Source organism: Streptomyces sp. NPDC101219 (assembly GCF_044767675.1).
Lineage (GTDB): Bacteria > Actinomycetota > Actinomycetes > Streptomycetales > Streptomycetaceae > Streptomyces.
This window is the reverse complement of sequence record NZ_JBIWOK010000002.1, coordinates 411,092-429,364: the sequence shown is the minus strand read 5'-3', so window position 1 is coordinate 429,364 and position 18,273 is coordinate 411,092. Positions and strand designations below refer to the sequence as shown.

Here is an 18,273-nt window from a genome sequence, read left to right as displayed (position 1 = left end):
GGCGGGAGTTTGGGAGAGCCGGGGTGGCCGGGTCCGTGCAGGGAGGCGGCCACCCCGGCGTGCGGGGCTGGGCTTGTCACCACCAGCCGGACGACTTGCGGGCCGCCTTGGCGCGGGCCGCCTCGGTGATCAGGCGCTGCCGCTCGCCGTGCAGCGCGTTCAGCTCGGCGGTGAGCCGCATCTCGGCGGCGGTGCCGGTGGACTCGATCTGCGTCTCGGCGCGGCCGGTGCCGCGGCCCCGCAGGGTGCGGTAGGCGCCCCCGGCGGCGGCGCGGAGCATCGCCCGGCGCTCGTGGCTGTTCAGCGGCCACAACTCACCCCGCCGGACCGCTTCGAGCTTCTTCGTGGTGGCCCGGATCTCGCGGTCCAGGCGGCGCAGGTCGGCGTTGCTCACAGGGTGCTCCCTTCCGGCCCGTGCGGGTCGGTATCGGCGCAGGGCACGCAGGTGCCCAGCGAGGTGGGGATGACGTATCCGGCATCACGCCGGCATGACGGGCACAGGCGCCTGGCGGCGTTGGCCTTGGCGAGCGCTGCCCGGCGGGCCGGGGTCATGGGCCGGACGGGCTTGGCGAGGTCGACGCGGTAGAGGTAGGCGACCAGCGGGCCCCGCCGACGGCGGGGCCGCTCCAGCTGCGCGGCCACGTCCTGACCGCCGGGGCGTAGCCCTTGGGCGCGGAGTTGACGGCGGGTGGCGTAGCCGTCCGGGGCGTAGCGCCACCGGAACACCGGCAGCGCCCCCATCACGCCACGCGCTTCCACGCGGCCCGCAAGCGGACCTCGGACGCGGAGTGCCCGGCCGCGCGGAACCGGGCGGCCATCTCCCGGTACGACAGGGCCGGGGTCTCGCTGGTGCGGATCTCATCCACGATGACGTCCAGTGCCTCATCCGTCAGCGCCGGTGCGGCCTCCAGCGAGCGGGACGTCAGCGGCTCGGACGGGCCCCACACCGGGAGCTCCCAGCGGGGCGTGACACCGGGCGTGACGCGGGCCGTCACACTGGTCAGCGCCCTACCGGTCTCCTCGCCCGCGCGGGCCGTCTCCAGCGTCGACCACGCCCCGGAGAGGGTCTGTGCGGTCTTCGCTTGGACGCGGGCGACACGGGCACCGGCCTCCGTCACGGCCGTCAGCCGCGTCTCCTCGGTCGCGGCCTCCGCCCGCAGCCGGGCGCGCGCCACTGCCGCCTCGTCGCGCGCCTCCTGCTGAATCCCCCGGATCGCGTCCAACGCGACCGGGGTGAGGGCGGTGCGCTCCCACATCGCGTGCACCAGCCACAGGGCCTTGGCCGCGATCGGCAGCCACGCCACCGCCAGCCACGCCCCGGCGGACTCCTCCGCGGTGAGGGCGTGGGCGATGAGGACACCGGTGGCGACCAGGCCGAAGGACCAGCCGACGGCGGTCACGGCGCGGTTGTGGTCGCCCTGGGCGGCGAGGCGGCGTTCGTAGGCGAGGGTGGCCAGCCAGCCGCCGTCGATGCCGAGCCCGACGACCAGGGCGACGGGCCACGGCACCGCCGTCCCGAGCCACATGACGACGACGGCGAGGGTGAGCACCATGGACACGGCCGTCATCGCGACGGCCGGCAGAACAGTCTTCGCCCTCATGCCGCACCCCCGTTCCGACCGCGCACCGTGACAGCCGCGATCAGAAGGACCGGGGTGGAGTCGTCGCCGTGGTCCCGGCTGTCCTCAGTCCAGGACCACACCGCACCCGGCGCCACCTCGTACCCGAGGGCAGCCAGCGCCGCCCGGCGCTCCGCCCCCGTGGGCACCGGCCCCGAGCGCTCCCACCGGAACGTGGGCCACTCGGTCTCGCCGTACAGCACGACGTACAGGCGCCAGGCGCCGCCGTCGCTCGACATCTGCGCCGTCAGCGTCCTCACGCAGCACCCCCGGGCAGGCTCGCGCCAGTGCTGCGGTTGAGCAGGGCCACGCGGGCGGCCAGCGCGCGACGGCGGGCCCGGCGGATGCGCCGGGCGTCCAACTCGGTCGGCGTCCGGTCCAGCGTGATGATGTGCGCGTCCAACAGCTCGACGTCCGCCAGGATGACCGGCATCTCCTGCTCGATCGCGTCCAGCTCGGCGTTCGTCGGCTCCATGAAGTCGGCGAACGCGGTAACAGCGTCCAGAGCAGTGACGATGGGGTTCATTGGGTCGTGTTCCTCTCACAGGTGGAACGGCCCGAACAGCACCCACCGGAGTTGGCCCTCCGGTGGGTGCGCGCCGTTGAAGTCGGAACATCCGGCTCCCCGCGCTCCCGCCCGTACGCCCCGCAACGCGGAACGGACGGACGGGAGAGGCAGCCGACGCAGCAACCATGCTGCGAGCGGGACCGGGCTGAGCTACTGCGCGGCACCGCCGGCCGGTCCGTACCGGCGATGCCTGGATATGTCGTCGGTACACACCGACCTCCCGCGTTCGCAGGGGCATGTGGGGCGCGGCTTCCTGCCGCGCGGTCCGTCTTTTCGACTCGGGGAGACGGGGCCCACCTATGCAGTTGTCAAAGAGCCGGCGCTTCCTTCGAGCCCGTTTCACGGAGCCCTCCGGGCGTTCGTCTCGCGCATCGCGCATCGCGAATCCAGGACCAGCCTGGAATCTGGTGCGCACCAGCAGGGTGCATCTGGTGCGCACCAGTGTCAAGGTGGTTCGCTGATTCGGGCGATGGTCGCCCCGTCGCGGTGCATCTCCAGAAGACCCCTTGGGCCAGGGCCTGCGGTAGCCAACAGGGCTTAACATCCGTCCTGTTAAGGGCTGTTGACCTGCGGAGATGTGCGCCATGCTGGCAAGGTGGTGCGAGCCAAACCAACGTCGAGAGGTCGCCTGTGAGTACAGGACTTCGCAGCGCGCGGACGGCGCGCGGGTGGTCGCAGGAACGAATGGTTCGCGAGATCGAGCAGTACGCCCGGCGGAACCTCACGGACGTTGCGTCGACTGCGAGTCTGCGGGTGTACGTCTCCGAGTGGGAGAACGGCAAGCGCACCATCTCCGACCGGTACGCGCGCGTCCTGCGACAGCTCCTCGGCGTCACGGACGGGGAGCTGCGAGACACCGACCCGTTACCGGCGGCGCCAACCGCCGACGGTTACGACGACCTGCTGAGCCGGATCGACTCGGCGAGCAGCGTCGGTGAGTCCATGGTGAAGGCGTTCAACGACCAGACCGAACTACTGCGCACCATGGACCGACAGCGGGGCGCCGCAGCCCTGGTCGACCAGATGACTGGCCACCTGTCCGCCCTCGAAGACGCGCTCAACTTCGCCGTGCTGCCCAGCACACGCCGACCCGTGGCGCTCGCGCTCGCCGGTGCGTCGACTCTCGCGGCGTGGCAGGCAATCGACTCGGGAGCGGTTGAGCGAGCGTGGCGGCACTACGAACTCGCCAAGCGGGCGGCTCGCGACGCTGAAGAGCCGATGTACCTGGCCCACGCTATGGGCGAGCAGGCGTACGTGCTCTGCGAGGCGGGGCGGCCGGCGCTCGCCGTCGACCTGGTGCGGGACGCACAGCGCACCGTCGGCCCGTCCGGGTCCGCTCGACTGCGGGCGTGGCTGTACGCGGCGGAAGCCGAGATGTGCGCGCATGCCGAGATGCCGGACGACAGTCGGCGTGCGCTGGAAGCGGCCTTGGCCGTCATCCCGCCGGGTCCCGAGGACCGGGACCCGGACATGCTGAGCATTTTCCTGAACGGCGCCCATCTCGCCCGATGGCAAGGAAACGTGCTCGCTCTCCTCGGGGAGGAGTCGGCGGTCACCAGCCTCTACAGCGCGCTCGAAGTCATGGACCCGACGTTTGTACGTGCCCGTGCCGGGCTCCACGCCGACCTGGCACAAGCTCACCTCACGCGAGCCGAGTACGACGACGCCAGCACGCACCTGCGGCAGGCTCGCCTGTTGGCGGGCCGTACCGGATCGGTCCGGCAGCGTCGTCGCGTCGACCTGCTCAGTGCGCGGTTGTGAGCCCCTGAGTACGGCGGCCCGCCAGGATGTGCAGGAGGGCAACGAGGGTGCCCGAGCCGAGCAGCTCCCCCCGGGCCATGAGCCCGGGAACGTCCGCCAGCGGTACCCACTCGATGTGGCCGGCCTCTTCCAGATCGGTCGGCTCACCGACCTTCTCAGCGCCGTGCCCCACGAAGATCTCGTGCGGCGAGTCGACCATGCCGACCATGGGCTGATAGCTCACCACGTGTTCCAGCGACTTGGGCCGCCATCCCGTCTCCTCAACGGTTTCCCGCAGCGCCGTGTCCGCCGGGTCCTCGCCCTCGTCGACGATGCCGCCGGGGAGTTCCCAACCGAATTGCTTCGGCACGAAGCGGTACCGCCACATCATCAGGACGCGGTCCTGATCATCAATGACGGCGGTGATTGCCACATGGTGAAGCCTCACGACGTGGTGCTCGAACCGCTTCACTCCGGGCGGCTCTACGTCCCAGAGCTGGAGTTTGACCCATCGGTTGTCGTACACGTCGCGCTCGCTGTGGATGCGCCAGGGTTCCAGACCCTCCGGGCGTTGAACGCTCACCGCGCCCGGCACCCGGTACGCGCTTCGGCCGCGAACCTCCAACTGGCCCTCCGAGACGAGACGGGCGAGCACCTGCCGTAGGGCTGTCCGCCCGATGCCGAGTTCTTCCACCAGGGCGCGTTCTGAGGGGAGCTTGTCGCCGGGGGCGTACTCGCCGGCCGCGAGTCGTGCGCGAAGCGTCTCGTAGACCTTTGTCGTCTTCGGTCCCATCCTCGGAGCACTCTCCGTTCTGACGTGGTGCGTACCAGCGTAGCGGGGATGGGTCACTCTTCCTCCGGTCGTCCGGATGCCTCGTGAGCTGAGCGCGGGGGGAATGGCTCTTCGGAAGACGTGGCGCCAGCCGTTGAGACAGAGCCGCTTCGGCTGGCGGCCGAGAGCCGGCGCGTCACGGGCGCTCGCCCGTCTCTGCTGAACTAGCTCCCGGGCGGGCCATGTGGTGTCACACTCGACATGTGATCGTCATCCTTGATACCACAGTGTTCTCTTCGGACTTCACGTGCTCCGGCACTGCCTGGCGTGTGTTGGCGCATGCCAGTAAGGCCTGGGGGTTGCAGATCCGCGTTCCCGAGGTTGTCGTTGCTGAAGCTGTCGGGGGCTATGAACGCGAGATTGGGCATGCTTCCCTCGCCCTTGACAGGGTCGCGACGAAATATTCCGGTCGACTGGGCCTCGGGCAGCCATTCGAGGACCTTTTGGGAACCTTGCAGGAACGGCGTAGAGATTATCAGGAGCGCCTTACTCAGTTGATTGAGGACCTGGGGGGCACTGTGCTGGCTCCGCCTGATGTTCCTCATATGGAACTAGCGAGGCGAGCTGCTTCGAGGCGTAAGCCATGTGACCAGAAGGGTGATGGATATCGGGACACCCTCAACTGGCTCCTAATTTTGGAGATCGCGCAAAGCAGTCCAGAAGAGACCATATTCTGGGTTACGGACAATTCGACCGACTTCGCAAATGAGGAAAAAGACAACCTCCATGAAGACCTGTTGGAGGACCTTGAAGGGGTGGGTGCGGCTAGTCGAGTTCGCTGGTTCAGTGACCTGTCGAGCCTTCTGCTGTCATTGGCCGCATCTCACTATGATGAATCGTCCGACGATCTGCGGAATGTGCAGGATAACCTCCAGCGGGGGGCAATCGCGGAATTTATCAACGTTTCCGTTCTCCCTTCAGTCGTCAAGAAGCTGGTTTCGCCGCGTCGCTGCGCCCTTCCCTTGGACGCCTTGAAGCCTGAAGTTCTGGCGGTCCAAGGCGTCCAGGGCCTTGAACTGGAAGTTAAGGGAGTAGCTGAGCAAGGGGGTGCTTTCGCAGAGTTCTCCTTCACTGCCGAAACACTGATCGGTCTTGACTTGGCGGACACGGCGACAGAGCTCCCGGAAGGCTTCGAGCGGGGAGACGGTGTTGACCGAAGTGCGACTGTGCTCAAGGAGCTCGGGTTTCAGGGGTTGATTGAGCTTGATTCGTATGGGCGTCCCGTAAGTGGAGAAGTGTCTAATATTGGTGCATTGATTGATGATCCTGGCCTTGAGCCGTGGAAGTCGAAGGGATCGGTTCTCGCTTCGCTTCAAGCAGCTCTTTCCGGGCTCCAGCGTCACAGCTTGGTGGATTCCGCTCTCCTTGAATCCTTGCCTCGTCCGAAGATCGACCCAGGGCTCTTGGATGCTCTGCGTCCGAAGATTGATCCGAAGTTGTTCGGCAGTGCGGTGGTTTCCCCTAAGATCTGGGACGGTCTGCGTCCGCAGATTGATCCTAAGTTGTTCGGCGGCCCGGTGGTCAACCCTAAGATCTTGGATGCTCTGCGTCCGCAGATTGATCCGAAGATCTTTGAGGGCATGTTTCCAACAGTCAATGCGCTCAAGCGAATCGCTGATTCATCGGCGTTCGCCTCATCTTTTCGCTTGAGTGCCGCGCAGACAGACCTCGATGACGACGGCGGTGATGTCGAAGAGATCAGTGGGGAAGAGGGAGACGGAGACGCTTCCGACGTCTGATAGAGGAACGGAGGCGCCCTGGAACAGGTACGGGACGCACTCATGAGTCACTCAGATGAGACACCACAGAGTGTCTGGAGAACCTTCACCTTCGACTACGGCGGATGATGGCACTTTCCCCCAGGTGTCCCCCGGAGCGAGGTGCGCAGAGGGAAAGCCCAGCTCAGAGGCTGAGAGCCCGGCCCGCTGTAAATCTGCCGGCTCAGCCTTCCCAGGTTCGAATCCTGGCGCCGCCACACGACCGAAAGGGTCTGTGACCAGCAGCAATGCTGATCGCAGGCCCTTCCGTCATTCACTGAGTCCAGAGCGTCATTTCGGGCGTTATTTCCCAGTGCGTCTCACTCTGATTCGGGTGCTGACCAGTCCGTGTGGGGCGGGCGTGGGGCAGCTTCCACGCCTCCTAACTGCCGTTCTTCAATGCCCGCTCGATCCGGGCATTGGCCGTGGCGGCGCCGCCGTCCAGGCACTTCGCGTACACCCTGAACAGCCCGGCCACGCTGTGGCCAGCGCGCGCTGCCACCTCCTGTGGATCCACACCGGAACTGAGACACGTGGATACAGCGGCGTGGCGAAGATCATATGGACGCTTGGCCAGCAGTGATTCGTACTGAGTGGGCGTGAGCGCGCGGGCACGGGCCTCCGCCCACACTTCTCCGTATCCGGTGTCCTGGATGAGTCCGCCACGCTGTGTCCGGAACAGCCGCCCGTCGGGGGCGACGCCGTACGCGGTGACATGCCACCGGAGCAGGTTCACGAGATTGGGCGGAATCGGCACGGTGCGGACCGCCTTCCGGGGTCGGTGCTTCAGCCCACGCCGGTCGTGTGCCTCGCCGCTGTCAGTCCAGGCCGAACCCGAGCGTGGGCGAGTCTCCCGGAGTCGGAGAGTGCCCCACCCCCGGCGGGGTAGGTCGCAGTCCCGGAGGCGTAGGCCGATGACTTCTGCCGGTCGAGCGGCGGCGTAGTACATGCAGCCGAAGAAGGCGACCAGGCGCCGCCCGCGAGAGCTCTGCAGGCGCACGGCATTGAGCAGAGCGAGGGCCTGTCGGGGGTCCGGCACGGAGGCGGGTCCAGTTCCTCCGCCACCTGCTCTGGGGATTTCCACTGAACCTGCGGTAGGGGGTTGTCCGTCAAGCGTCCAGCTTCAACGGCGTAACCCAGAGCGTCGTGAAAGATGGCCCGCTTCCGACGAATGGTCGACGCCGCCGCCGTGGTGCCGTCCAGTTTCTTGGTCAACGCGTTCAGGGCGGCGCGTACCTGCATGCGGTCGGCCAGAGAGGACGTTGGGAGGGACTTCCGCTCAAACCACGCCAACACGGCGGCTACTTCGTCCGGCGGCTCCTGGTCACGACGGCTCACGTTAAATGCCCAGCTATAGAGGGCCGTCCGTACCGTCTGGGCATCGGCCATGCCGATGGTGTCCCTGACGAGAGCCGGCGTAACGGTGGCCATGGCCTCCGCGAGCGTCCGACGCGTGGATCCGGGGGAGTGCTGCCACTTCATCTCGATGTACTCGCGGGCGTGCTGGTACCAATTGACGTCGTTGCGTCGCCGCAGCTCAGAGAGCGGCACTCCGGTGGACGCGTCGAACGGCTCGCCCGCGTGAGCCGCCCGCAGGAGTTCGGCACGGCGACCCTCTGCCAGCGTCTTGGTGCGGAACGTCTGAGAGTGCGGAGTATCGCCCGTCTTCCAGCGCAATTCCGCGGAGGTCTGTCCACGGTCCTTGCGCTGTCGGACAGACCAGATTCGAACGTCGTACGTTTTTCCCATCGAGGGCCTTCCTACGAATGGGGCCCCGCAACGGCGGGGCCCCATTGGCATGGTCAGGGTCAGGCTGCGATTTCGTGCGCGGCCCACCACGCGTCGAGGTCGCTGCGGCGGCAGCGGATGTGTCCGTTGGGGAGCTTGATGAGCATGGGGGCCTTGCCGCGGGCGCGGAGGCGGTAGAAGGCGGCGCGGTCCTGTTCTTTGTCCAGTGCGCCAACGGCCGTCACCGTCCGCCGCCGTACACCTACCCCACCTGACCTCCCCGTTGACCCCTCGCGAACACCCCCGAACAGCCACGCGGACAGTTGGAAAGCGGGTTGAAGGCTGCAGATCTGCAGGAGGAGTAGAGGCGAGCTGATACTCGTCGACCGCGGGATCCCCGGCAGAGAAGATCGGTGGGCTGAGCTCGTCGGCGGGAGCCTGCTCTTCGCTAGCAGGCTCACCCGGCTGCAGGATGCCCTTGTAGTCGTCGATAAGTGTGACGGGGGGCTGGGCTAGGTTGCCGTGCGAGCTGATCCAGTTGCGGTATTTGCCGCGCGCCACCCCTTGATCACTCCATCACCTGTGCATGACCGTACGGCCAGCGGAAGACACGTGACGCGGAAGCGGTCCGGCTTTGGCGCGTTCTTGGTCGCGTCGGCGCCCCTCCCGGCCGGTCATCGTCGGCCCCGGAACACAATGGTGGCCGCGTCGACCAGCAACCGCACGATGCGCTCGGCCGCGCGGCGGCGGGCCGGTTTGCGGGACCAGACGGCAGGGAGCAGCACGGCGGCGAACAGGGCGAGGAGGAACAGGGCGACCACGGGCAGGAGTTGGGGCCCCAGGGCGGTCACGATCGGCGGCAGGGTCATGGTGGGCTCCGTGGGTCGGACCGTGGTGGCGGTACGGGATCGGGTTGTGCCGCCAGGTTCGCCGGGGTCGGGGCGCGCAGTCAGGGAACCCGAACTGAGGTGAAGCGACGTACAGCGCGCGCAGGTCAGCCCTACTCTGGACTGAAGTACGGCGAAGCATGCCGAACCGCGGGCCGAGGGGAGCGCCGGGCGTGGGCGGTGCACAACACGGGGGAGAGGTAGCCGCGTTCTGCCGCGAGCTACAGGTCTTGGTACGGCGTGCCGAGGTCCAGCAGGCCCAACTAGCGGAGGCCATTCGCAAGTCGGAGGGCGCGGTGTCCGCCCTGCTCAACGGGCGGCTGACCCGCCCCCCGACCTGGCACGACGTGGCGGGCATCGTGACCTACTGTGCGCGGCGAGGCGGAGCTGAAGGGCCCGCGCTCAAGGCCGAGCTGGCGACGTGGCGGACGCGCCACGGACAGCTGGTCGAGGACCTGACCCGCGGCGCGGGGACCCGGCCGACGGAGAACGCGCAGCCGTACCGGGTCGACCCCTGGGACCTCTTCCAGGCGGCCCGGCTTACCTGGCCGAACTGCTTGACCCTGCTGATCGATCCGGAGCTGTCCCAGGACCGGGACCGAGCGCAGCAGGTAGTCGACGAACCGGATCCGGGCGGCTTCCGGGCGGGGCTGCGGCAGCTGTGCCAGAACGCCATAGACGGGTTTCCTGCCCGCGTGCGTGCGGCCGACCGCATGACACGCTGCGCGGTCGGCCGCGCGATGGTGCAGGTGCTGTGCCTGGCCGCACTCCTAGACGTGATGGACGACCTGGCCGAGAACGCCGAGAACAGGGGCAAGCAGGAACGGACGCAGCAGAAGGAGTATGTGCAGGCCGAGCGGGAGGCGGCCGGAGTGCTGCATCACTTCATGCAGTCCTTGACGATGCCGCCGCAGGAGCCCGTGGAAGCGGCGGACAGAGAGCTGCTGCAACGGCTCTGGGAGCGCTGGGAGAACTCGACCGCGCACATGAAGCTGCCGTATCCCATGGTTACCGCGTCCCGATTCCTGGACCTGCTCGAACCGCTGGCGGAACACGAGCCGGAGCTGTGGTTCCACGCAGGGATCCGGAACCGCACGCCGGCCGCCGCGGGCACGGCCCTCGCCGGACTGAGCGCCGCCTTCACCGTGTCGCCGCACCCCCCGCCGCTCGGCGCAGCGCGGATCCTGAGCCGGCGCCCCTCGCAGGAGCTCGGCCACTCCCTGATCGAGAGCTCGCAAGACCACTCCCGGGTGACCGTTCCCAGCCTAGGCATGGGCTACGTGGAACCCGCCGTGCGTACCGTCGTCGTGCGGGAAGGCGACCCCGTGCACGACGACGCGTGGTGGCGTGAGCACCGCGATCGGGCGTCGCTCGGCACCTGGCTCGCCACGCACTTCACCGGTCCGCAGGCCGTGTGCCGCCCGCTACTCGTCCTCGGCCATCCGGGCATCGGTAAGTCCCTGCTGACCAGGGTCCTCATGGCGCGCCTCCCAGCCTCCGACTTCCTGCCAGTGCGGGTGGAGCTGCGCTCGGTGGATGCGGACGCCTCGGTCCTGGAGCAGATCACGCACTCCGTCGCCGTGCAGCTCGACGAGGAGGGCACCTGGTCCGATGTGCTCGAAGGCGCCGCAGGCCGGATTCCCGTGGTGCTCCTCGACGGCCTCGACGAGCTGATGCAGGCAGGGGAGCTTGGGCATTGGGACTACGTGGAACAGGTGCAGGCATTCCAGGAGCGGGAGGCGGCGGCAGGGCGCCCGCTCGCTGTCGTCATCACCAGCCGCACCGTCGTCATGGACCGGTGCAGGACCCCGCCCGGCTGCAGGGCGATCTACCTGGAGCCCTTCGATACCGAACGCAGGGACCGCTGGCTCGCCGTCTGGAACACGGTCAACCGGAATTATTTCGCCGAGCACGGACTCGCGGAGCTCACTCCGGCCGCACTGGAGCCCTACCGCGAACTCGCCTTCCAACCCCTGCTGTTGCTACTCCTCGCGCTGTACGACGCCGAGGAAAACGATCTGGCGCGGGTGCGCAGGTCGGAGGTGAGCGGCGCCGACCTGTACGAGCAACTGCTACTCGGCTTCGTCAAGCGCCAGGTGCGCAAACACCATCCGCGCCCCCGCTTCCCGCAGCAGGTCGAGCGGGAGGCCGAGGAGGAGATGGCGCGCCTGAGTGTGGTGGCGCTCGCCATGTTCAACCGCGGGCGGCAGAGCGTCGGCGGCACTGACGTGGCGCGGGACGCGCGGGCGCTACTCGGCAGCGACTGGGGCTGGTCGGACGACCGCGCGTTCGGCCGATTCTTCTTCATCCACGAGGCGCAGGCCGTGCGACGCGGGCGGGCCAGCAAGGCGTATGAGTTCCTGCACGCCACGTTCAGCGAGTATCTGGTTGCCCGCTCCATCTGGAAGGAGCTGGAGCACCTCACCGCGACCGGCGACGGGGCGCGACTATACGCCCTGCTGGCCTTCGCCCTGCTCACCGAGCGGACCCAGGTTTTGGAGCGGCTCGACGACCTCGTGGCGGCCGCCGCTCCCGAACGGCGCCAGGATATGTGTCGGCGGCTGGAGGGCATCCTGAGGAGCTGCCTCGACGACAGAGCACCGGAAGCCGAAATCCCGTACGAGCCGCGGCAACTGACACCGCTGCTGCACCTCGCGTACTACTCGGCGAACGTCACCTTGCTGCACGTCCTGCTCAGCCGCGAGACGTATGTGTCCGATCTCCTGGACACCACCGACGTGCCCGGGGCGTGGCGGCGGCTCGCTGGTCTGTGGGAGTCGCAGCTGGACCAGACGCTCTGGGGTGATTTGCCTCAGTGCCTCATGGCTGAACGGGCCGTGGTGGATCGACAGGGCGGTCCGCGGCAGGACATTCTGCTGTCCTGGGCCTCGGATCTCCCCCAGGGCGAGGAAATGGTGCGGCTGCCCGCTTGGACCCTGAGCAGTCACACCTTGGGGGAGGCCTCCGCCGATGTCGTCGCCCGGCGGGCCCTGTTCAGCTGCCGCGCCGACGCGGACCTGCTGGCCTTGGGGATCGCATCAGGGCGTCTCGATGGCGGCGACCACGGCTTGCCCCTGCAGGAGAATGACGACCAGTACAGGATTGCTCTCGACCAGGTGCTGCAGCTGTTGCTCGCCGACGACGTGAACTCCATGGCCGTCAACGACTTGGAGGCGCTGTATCGGGAGTGCGTCAGGCACCTGGGCATGTCGGTCTTCCCGGGCGAGCAGCGCACCCTGCTGCGGAGCCTTCTGCTACGTGCCCTGGAGCGGGACCAGCGCCGACTGACCCCTCCGGTCGTCTACTCCCTGGTCCAGGCGTTGGAGCGCTTCGGGCTTTCCCATCCGGGCCTCGACAGCGAAGACGGCCGAATTCATGACCGGCTCATCCACCACAGGAGCGGGCTCTAAGGGCTTACATAAGAACAACACGCTGATTCCGGTTCTGGGGTTATGCCGGTAGCTGTACCGCAATGGAGTCAGTATGGGGATGGTGGCTGAGGCCAATGATCATGTCTCCCTCGCGACGGCAGAGGCGGCCGCACCGGTCGAGGAGGGAGGGCCAGTGGGCCATGTGTGGGCCAAGCGACCACCAAGGGGAACGCGGGGCAGATGTGGGGCCGGCGAGTACAGAACCCAGGAAAGTCCAGTTCATTCGAGCTTTCCTGCGCGGTCTGTAGATCTGCCGGCTCAGCCTTCCCAGGTTCGAATCCTGGCGCCGCCACGCTGAGGGAGACCCCCTCTGGTCAGGTACTTACCTGGTCGGAGGGGGTTTTTTGTTGCCGCCTCTGCTCGGTTGACTGTGGGCCGGGCGTGGACGTGTCTGACGTCGTACCGCCCGTACCCCACGTTTGATCCGTGCGGGTCCTCCGAGTGTCCCCCCCCCCCGGGGGGTGAGCATGGTCGCTCCGGTTCGTTCCCATCCGGAGCGCCGCGTCGATCCAGTTGTTCGCAGCTCCCGGGTCTGGTCAAGAACCTGGCGTACACCTTGTGCAGTACCGCGACGCTGGGACCGGCACGCCGGGTGCTCTCCAACGCGTTCACCCTGAGCCGAGCCCGAGCGAAACCCCGGCATGCCAGGGGTTGGGAGATGGGTTACGTCATGCTGGGTGTCTCCAATTCCTTGATGGCTTCTGGCTGGCATGGGCGGCACCGCGATTTCGGCTAGACGGAGAGGCCACCACTGGCGTAGCTGAGTGTCGGAAGTGGCGGGAGCAATAACGGGGAATTCGCGCGGGATCTGGCGCGCAAAGGCTCCGTTAGTGGATCACTCGCGGGGGTAGAGCACCGATACCTTTTTTTGGGGGGGGATGATGGAAAAGATCTTTGGATTGATCGCGACGATCGGTGTGGTTGCATCGTTACTCGTGTCCAGTTGGCAGACACGAGAACTGACACGGCAGACGGCGATCAGCAACGGCGTGGCAGGCGTGTCTGCCATGTACAACGGGATGGAACGGCTGCACCAGATCGAGAGCCTGATTGCCGCAGAGCCCTGGCTGTACGGCCACTTCTACGGCGGCACATCACTCCCGGACGACGAACATCAGCGGGTCCGTGTTCTCGTCATCGCGGGCATGCTCGCCGACGTGGTGGACTATGGTCTTGTAATTACCGAAGCCAGTCCCGATATCAAGTTCTACGCGGGGTGGCGCGACTATGCGTTGTCTCTCCGGCGCACCTCTCCGGCGATTGTCCATTTGATCGAGGAACGTCCGAAGTGGTGGGCGGCTGTGGCCAAATACTGGGCCGAACACCCAGAGCAGTGCGTGTAGGGCACCCGAACCTGTTGCCCTTGAATGTGGCCTTGAATGTGGCCTTGCGAGTTCACCGTCGTGGCACTGCGGTGGCGGCTCAGACCGAGAACCTGGACGGCTATCCAGCCGCCCAGGAAAGCGGGCCGCGGCGGGTGCGTGCTGCGAGTGCTCGATGGCGTATCCGGTGACCACTCGGACGTCGGGCAGGAAGATGCTCGCGACCGTCGGCGCGCCGCCCGGCTGCACCGGAACGGCTGGTGCGGGATGGGCGAAGGCGGGTGTGCTCGGGGCCTGAGTGGACCCGCAAGGCCGGTCCGGCGAGCGCGTGGCCTGTGGGTTCGGGGTGCATGGCCAGGGAGGAGGCACCACCCGCGGCCCGAGTCTTGCGGTCGATGCGGCGCCGACTGGTGCCACTCAGCAGGTGATCCCTTGGCGTCTGTGCGGGGGAACACAGTCCCCCCGCCCTGTCTATGAGCCCCGTCACCCCGGCTTTACAACGGCTGGAAACACACGGAAGATCATCTCCGCCGTCGGCACCGACCATGCCGACGGGAACGACCGATCGAACAATCGAAAACTGGGGGAAACGTTGCTTCGGGCAATGTCGTACCGGCGTCCGCTGGCCGGTATCGCGGCGATCACCGCCGCCGCTCTGGTGGGGACCATCGCTCCGGCCGTCGCTGCTGACGGACCGTCGTCGAACTCCGTGGCCCAGGCCGCGGCCGTCGTGGAACGCGCCACGGGCGCGGCCGACCTCGCTCCGTCCCGTGAACGGGCGGACGGTTCCGCCGAGGCCACCGTCGAGCGCGAGGCGGAGTCCGTCACCATCACCGCCCCGGCCACGGCCAACGGCCCCGTGGAGGTCGGCGGCACCGACGGTGACCGCCTCACCCTGCGCCTGGCCGGCGCCAAGGACGTGAACGGTGTCAAGGCGGGCAGCGGCACCGTCGTCTACCCGGGCGCCGCGCCTTCTGTCGACCTCGCCGTGCAGCCCACGGTGGAGGGGTCCGTCCGGACGCTCGTCACCCTCAAGGACAGCGCCGCACCGACCCGGCACCGGTTCGAACTGGACCTCCCGGACGGCGCCTCGCTGCGCCCGGACGACGGCGGCGGCTTCGACATCGTCGAGCAGGGTGAGGGCGGGGAGGAGACGGTCGCCGGCTCCGTCGCCGCCCCCTGGGCGAAGGACGCGCAGGGCCGTCCGGTGCCGACCCGCTACACGGCCGAGGGGCACACCCTCGTCCAGGACATCGACACGAACGAGAACACCGCGTTCCCGGTGGTCGCCGACCCGAAGGTCACCTTCGGCTGGGGCGTCTACATCAACATGTGGGGACACGAACTCGGCGCCGCCGCCCTGGCCGTGGGCTTCGGCGTGGAGGTCGGACTGGCCTACATCTGCGGCAAGGCGAAGCTGATCCTCGGCACGGCCTGCGGTCTCGCGGTCGGCGGCAAGGTGCTCTTCCCGACGTGGGCCGAGGTGAAGAAGCTCAAGCCGAAGAAGTGCTACCAGAACAAGTTCGGTTCGAAGCGCAAGTGGAAGATCGTCAGCGACAAGAACTGCAAGTACTCGTGAGGAACAGCATCGCGGCACTGACCGTCGCGGTGGTCAGTGTGGTCTGCGCGCTGGTGCTGCGGGCGCTGGAACCGCCGGTATGGGCGACGTTCGCCCTGGTGGCGGTCCTCCTGACGGCCACGCTGGGCGGGGCGGCCGTCCTGCGCCGACGGGCCGGCCGGGGCTGGACCGGGCGAGATCCGAGGCCCTGACGTCCCGACGGCCGGTCCCGGGTACGGGTACGGGCGCGGTGGCAGGCCGCCACACGGACACACGTAAGAGGAACCCCTCCCTTCCGCGTTCCGCGGCGCGCAGGGGTTCCTCTCGCTCTGGTTCGGACCGGGCACGGGCAGACTGGCGGTATGTCGTCCCGTCGCAGAACGTGTCCCGAGTGCCGTCGTGAGATCGCCGTCGTCGCCGGGCGGTACGCGCGTCACGATCCGCCCGGCGCACGGCAGAGCGGGGAGCTCACGTCGTGCCCCGGTTCACGGCGGCAGGCCCGCCCCGGAGCTGAGCAGCCGGGGCTGGACGGCTACGTCCTGCCGGAGTTCCCCGGTCAGATGCCGCTGTTCTGAGGGCGACCGGCCCCTGAGGGCGACCGGCCCCTGAGGGCGCCCGGACCCTGAGGGCGCCCGGACGTTCGCGCCTGCCCGCCGTTGCGCCCCGGCCGCGGCTCAGTTGCCCGCCACCGACTTCACCGCCACCGAGACCGGGGCCTGCCCGCTGATCAGCTCCAGGGTCAGCCCGGCCGTCGCCGGGGTGTCCACCAGCTCGGCCAGGACGGCGGCCACGTCGTCGCGGGGGATGGGACCGCGGCCGGTGTGGGCCTCCAGGCGGACCAGGCCGGTCCCCGCGTCGTCGGTGAGCATGCCGGGCCGCAGGATGGTCCAGTCGAGGGCGTCCAGGCCGCGCACGTAGTCGTCCGCCTCGCCCTTGGCGCGCTGGTAGACGTCGAAGACCTCGTCGCCCGGGTGGGACGCGTCGGCGCCCATCGACGACACGACGACGAAGCGGCGCACGCCCGCGCGGACGGCCGCGTCGGCGAAGAGGATCGCCGCCGCCTTGTCCACCGTCTCCTTGCGCGCCGCCCCGCTGCCCGGACCCGCTCCGGCCGCGAACACCGCCGCGTCCGCTCCCTCCAGCGCCTGTGCGACCTCCTCCACGCTCGCCGACTCCAGGTCGAGAACGATCGGTTCGGCACCCAGCCGCCGCAGCTCGTCCGCCTGTTCGGGCTTGCGGATGATGCCCGCCGCCTCGTATCCGCGCGCCGCGAGCAGCCGCTCCAGCCGCAGCGCGATCTGACCATGACCACCAGCGATGACAATGCGCATGTCTTCGACCGTACGCCGGACGGCCCTCGTTCGCCGCACCACGCGCATGCGCCACTCCGGATTGCGGCATTCGCCGCCACGGGAGCGTCCGTGCGGTCGGTCCGTGCCGGGGTCCGGCCCGCTGCCGTGCACCGCCGCAGCGTCAGGCAACTTCCCGACTGCGGGCGGGAGTCGAGGGCTCTGCACGCCCACCGCCGCTCACGGGGTCCCGCCGCGTCCCTGGCGCGGCAGGCCCAGCTCCGTCGTCGTCGCCGAACCGCAGTACTCACGCACGGCGCTGGTGCGGGCCACCACCCGGCCCCGGTGCACCACGACACGGCTGTACGCCAGGGACAGTGCGCCCGGCAGACTGTCCGCCCGCACCGCCAGCAACTCGGCCGGAAAACCCGCCTCCACACGCACCTCGGGCAGGCCCAGCGCAGCCCGCGACGATGCGCTCACCGCGGCGTAGGCGTCGGCGGGGGACAGGCCGTGCCCGGAGGCCAGCAGATACGCCGCCTCGAGCGGGTCGCCGCGGCCGACGGGATTCGACACGTCCCGCAGGGCGCCGCTTCCCGCGGTGACCCTGACCCCGGCCGCGCGCAGCAGCCGCACCGGAGCGGCACCCCGGCGGTCCGCGGCACCGCAGCCGCCCTGGGGCAGGCACACCACCGTCACCCCGGCCGCTGCGAGCCGGTCCGCCGTGCGGGCGGCCTGGTCGGCGGGCAGCCGGGCGAGGCCGGCGCAGGGACCGAGGGTGACCCCGGGACGCAGCCCGCCGACCATCGCCGCCAGGCGGGTGAGCCGGGCCGGCTCGGCGGCGTCGGTGTGCAGGTCGACCGGGCAGCCGTGCTCGGCCGCGACCTCCAGGACCGCCTCCACGTACCCCGTGGGGTCGGGGTCAAGGTCCGGACAGCCGCCCACCACGGCCGCGCCCATCTTCATCGCGTCCCGCAGGACCGCCCGTGCCTCCGCGCCGGCCACTCCGGTAAGCAACCGTGGCATCGCCACCGTGGTCAGCTCCGTCAGCCCTCGCAGCGAACGCGCCGCCCGGAGCACCGCGGTCAGCGCGCCGAGACCGGCCACGTCACCCACCCGCACGTGGGCGCGCAGCGCCGTGGCCCCGTGCCCGAGCTGGAGCAGCGCCGCCTCGGTCGCCCGGCGCTGGACGGCCTCGGGGTCGTAGGGCACCGGGCCGCCGATGTCGGCGGACAGCGCCGTCGCGGGGTGGGCGTGGGGCTCGGCCGGGGCGGGCAGGAGCAGGTGGCCCGTGAGGTCGACCCGGGCGCCGCACGCGCGGGAGCCGTCCGCCGCGAGGCTGCCGGACGTGCCGACCGCCTCGATACGCCCGCCGCCCAGCCGCACGTCCACGATCCGGCCGTCGGTCAGCCGGGCGCCGCACAGCAGGAGCGGGGGCGGGGCGGCCGCGCCCGAGGACGAGGAGGAGAACGGCGGCTGCGGCTGGCTGTCGGGCATCGCACTCCAGGGGCTCGGGCTGCGCGCGAAGGACCCGCAGGACCG

At 68.9% G+C, this 18,273-nt stretch carries 17 protein-coding genes and 1 pseudogene; 7 read left to right on the top strand and 11 right to left on the bottom strand.

Annotated elements, in window-relative coordinates; genetic code table 11:
* Positions 1–76 precede the first annotated feature (76 nt).
* From ACIRPP_RS05240 to ACIRPP_RS05220, 5 genes are read right to left on the bottom strand one after another with little or no spacing between them, the layout of a single operon-like run.
* On the bottom strand, positions 77–394 hold the full coding sequence (locus ACIRPP_RS05240) for a hypothetical protein (RefSeq protein ID WP_403638102.1): 318 nt from the start codon (positions 392–394) through the stop codon (positions 77–79).
* Positions 391–741, bottom strand: coding sequence for an RRQRL motif-containing zinc-binding protein (locus ACIRPP_RS05235; protein ID WP_403638350.1), 351 nt, complete (start codon positions 739–741; stop codon positions 391–393). The genes ACIRPP_RS05240 and ACIRPP_RS05235 overlap by 4 nt, the downstream gene beginning before the upstream one ends.
* Entirely contained in the window at positions 741–1,601 is an 861-nt protein-coding gene (locus ACIRPP_RS05230; RefSeq protein WP_403638101.1) for a protein spdB, read from the bottom strand. Before ACIRPP_RS05230 ends, ACIRPP_RS05235 begins: the two co-directional genes overlap by 1 nt.
* Positions 1,598–1,879: a DUF6303 family protein gene (locus ACIRPP_RS05225; protein WP_403638099.1), complete on the bottom strand. Its 282-nt coding sequence runs from the start codon at positions 1,877–1,879 to the stop codon at positions 1,598–1,600. Before ACIRPP_RS05225 ends, ACIRPP_RS05230 begins: the two co-directional genes overlap by 4 nt.
* On the bottom strand, positions 1,876–2,145 hold the full coding sequence (locus ACIRPP_RS05220) for a DUF6284 family protein (protein WP_403638097.1): 270 nt from the start codon (positions 2,143–2,145) through the stop codon (positions 1,876–1,878). The genes ACIRPP_RS05225 and ACIRPP_RS05220 overlap by 4 nt, the downstream gene beginning before the upstream one ends.
* A 795-nt stretch (positions 2,146–2,940) precedes the next feature.
* Here ACIRPP_RS05220 and ACIRPP_RS05215 point away from each other — a divergent pair.
* Positions 2,941–3,948: an XRE family transcriptional regulator gene (locus ACIRPP_RS05215; RefSeq protein WP_403638348.1), complete on the top strand. Its 1,008-nt coding sequence runs from the start codon at positions 2,941–2,943 to the stop codon at positions 3,946–3,948.
* On the opposite strand, the gene ACIRPP_RS05210 is transcribed toward ACIRPP_RS05215, so the two are convergent.
* On the bottom strand, positions 3,932–4,720 hold the full coding sequence (locus tag ACIRPP_RS05210; RefSeq protein WP_403638095.1) for an NUDIX domain-containing protein: 789 nt from the start codon (positions 4,718–4,720) through the stop codon (positions 3,932–3,934). The two genes, ACIRPP_RS05215 and ACIRPP_RS05210, sit on opposite strands and share 17 nt — an antisense overlap.
* A gap of 242 nt (positions 4,721–4,962) precedes the next feature.
* Between ACIRPP_RS05210 and ACIRPP_RS05205 the strand changes: the two genes are divergently transcribed.
* Positions 4,963–6,498 carry a PIN domain-containing protein gene (locus ACIRPP_RS05205; protein ID WP_403638093.1) on the top strand — a complete coding sequence of 512 codons (1,536 nt, stop codon included), beginning with the start codon at positions 4,963–4,965 and terminating at the stop codon, positions 6,496–6,498.
* 400 nt (positions 6,499–6,898) lie between these two features.
* Here ACIRPP_RS05205 and ACIRPP_RS05200 read toward each other — a convergent pair.
* The 3 genes and pseudogenes from ACIRPP_RS05200 to ACIRPP_RS05190 form a co-directional block, all read right to left on the bottom strand.
* Positions 6,899–8,265 (bottom strand): annotated as a pseudogene (locus ACIRPP_RS05200) (tyrosine-type recombinase/integrase).
* A gap of 59 nt (positions 8,266–8,324) precedes the next feature.
* Entirely contained in the window at positions 8,325–8,489 is a 165-nt protein-coding gene (locus ACIRPP_RS05195; protein WP_403638092.1) for a helix-turn-helix transcriptional regulator, read from the bottom strand.
* Between the two features lie 429 nt (positions 8,490–8,918).
* Positions 8,919–9,113: a hypothetical protein gene (locus ACIRPP_RS05190; protein WP_403638090.1), complete on the bottom strand. Its 195-nt coding sequence runs from the start codon at positions 9,111–9,113 to the stop codon at positions 8,919–8,921.
* A 314-nt stretch (positions 9,114–9,427) separates the two neighbouring features.
* Between ACIRPP_RS05190 and ACIRPP_RS05185 the strand changes: the two genes are divergently transcribed.
* From ACIRPP_RS05185 to ACIRPP_RS05165, 5 genes are all read left to right on the top strand, one after another.
* The gene (locus tag ACIRPP_RS05185) at positions 9,428–12,541 is read left to right on the top strand and encodes an NACHT domain-containing protein (protein WP_403638088.1); all 3,114 of its coding nucleotides are present in this window, start codon (positions 9,428–9,430) and stop codon (positions 12,539–12,541) included.
* 899 nt (positions 12,542–13,440) lie between these two features.
* Positions 13,441–13,905, top strand: coding sequence for a hypothetical protein (locus tag ACIRPP_RS05180; protein WP_403638087.1), 465 nt, complete (start codon positions 13,441–13,443; stop codon positions 13,903–13,905).
* A gap of 583 nt (positions 13,906–14,488) precedes the next feature.
* Positions 14,489–15,463, top strand: coding sequence for a hypothetical protein (locus ACIRPP_RS05175; protein WP_403638085.1), 975 nt, complete (start codon positions 14,489–14,491; stop codon positions 15,461–15,463).
* Complete coding sequence (locus ACIRPP_RS05170) at positions 15,460–15,654, top strand: hypothetical protein (RefSeq protein ID WP_403638083.1); 195 nt, start codon at positions 15,460–15,462, stop codon at positions 15,652–15,654. Before ACIRPP_RS05175 ends, ACIRPP_RS05170 begins: the two co-directional genes overlap by 4 nt.
* A gap of 150 nt (positions 15,655–15,804) precedes the next feature.
* Positions 15,805–16,017, top strand: coding sequence for a hypothetical protein (locus tag ACIRPP_RS05165; RefSeq protein ID WP_164333294.1), 213 nt, complete (start codon positions 15,805–15,807; stop codon positions 16,015–16,017).
* Between the two features lie 99 nt (positions 16,018–16,116).
* Here the strand turns inward: ACIRPP_RS05165 and ACIRPP_RS05160 are convergent, their stop codons facing one another.
* Together ACIRPP_RS05160 and ACIRPP_RS05155 are read right to left on the bottom strand one after the other, a co-directional pair.
* A complete protein-coding gene (locus ACIRPP_RS05160; RefSeq protein WP_403638081.1) occupies positions 16,117–16,773 on the bottom strand; it encodes an SDR family oxidoreductase in 657 nt (218 codons plus the stop codon).
* Positions 16,774–16,971: 198 nt separating this feature from the next.
* Positions 16,972–18,228 carry an amidohydrolase family protein gene (locus ACIRPP_RS05155; protein ID WP_403638079.1) on the bottom strand — a complete coding sequence of 419 codons (1,257 nt, stop codon included), beginning with the start codon at positions 18,226–18,228 and terminating at the stop codon, positions 16,972–16,974.
* Positions 18,229–18,273: the final 45 nt, after the last annotated feature.

What these genes read in the sequence shown, in the direction of transcription:
- ACIRPP_RS05210 (WP_403638095.1), bottom strand. Translation starts at nt 4,720, where the DNA reads ATGGGACCGAAGACGACAAAGGTCTACGAGACGCTTCGCGCACGACTC.
- ACIRPP_RS05220 (WP_403638097.1), bottom strand. Translation starts at nt 2,145, where the DNA reads ATGAACCCCATCGTCACTGCTCTGGACGCTGTTACCGCGTTCGCCGAC.
- ACIRPP_RS05160 (WP_403638081.1), bottom strand. Translation starts at nt 16,773, where the DNA reads ATGCGCATTGTCATCGCTGGTGGTCATGGTCAGATCGCGCTGCGGCTG.
- ACIRPP_RS05155 (WP_403638079.1), bottom strand. Translation starts at nt 18,228, where the DNA reads ATGCCCGACAGCCAGCCGCAGCCGCCGTTCTCCTCCTCGTCCTCGGGC.
- ACIRPP_RS05235 (WP_403638350.1), bottom strand. Translation starts at nt 741, where the DNA reads ATGGGGGCGCTGCCGGTGTTCCGGTGGCGCTACGCCCCGGACGGCTAC.
- ACIRPP_RS05190 (WP_403638090.1), bottom strand. Translation starts at nt 9,113, where the DNA reads ATGACCCTGCCGCCGATCGTGACCGCCCTGGGGCCCCAACTCCTGCCC.
- ACIRPP_RS05180 (WP_403638087.1), top strand. Translation starts at nt 13,441, where the DNA reads ATGATGGAAAAGATCTTTGGATTGATCGCGACGATCGGTGTGGTTGCA.
- ACIRPP_RS05165 (WP_164333294.1), top strand. Translation starts at nt 15,805, where the DNA reads ATGTCGTCCCGTCGCAGAACGTGTCCCGAGTGCCGTCGTGAGATCGCC.
- ACIRPP_RS05175 (WP_403638085.1), top strand. Translation starts at nt 14,489, where the DNA reads ATGTCGTACCGGCGTCCGCTGGCCGGTATCGCGGCGATCACCGCCGCC.
- ACIRPP_RS05230 (WP_403638101.1), bottom strand. Translation starts at nt 1,601, where the DNA reads ATGAGGGCGAAGACTGTTCTGCCGGCCGTCGCGATGACGGCCGTGTCC.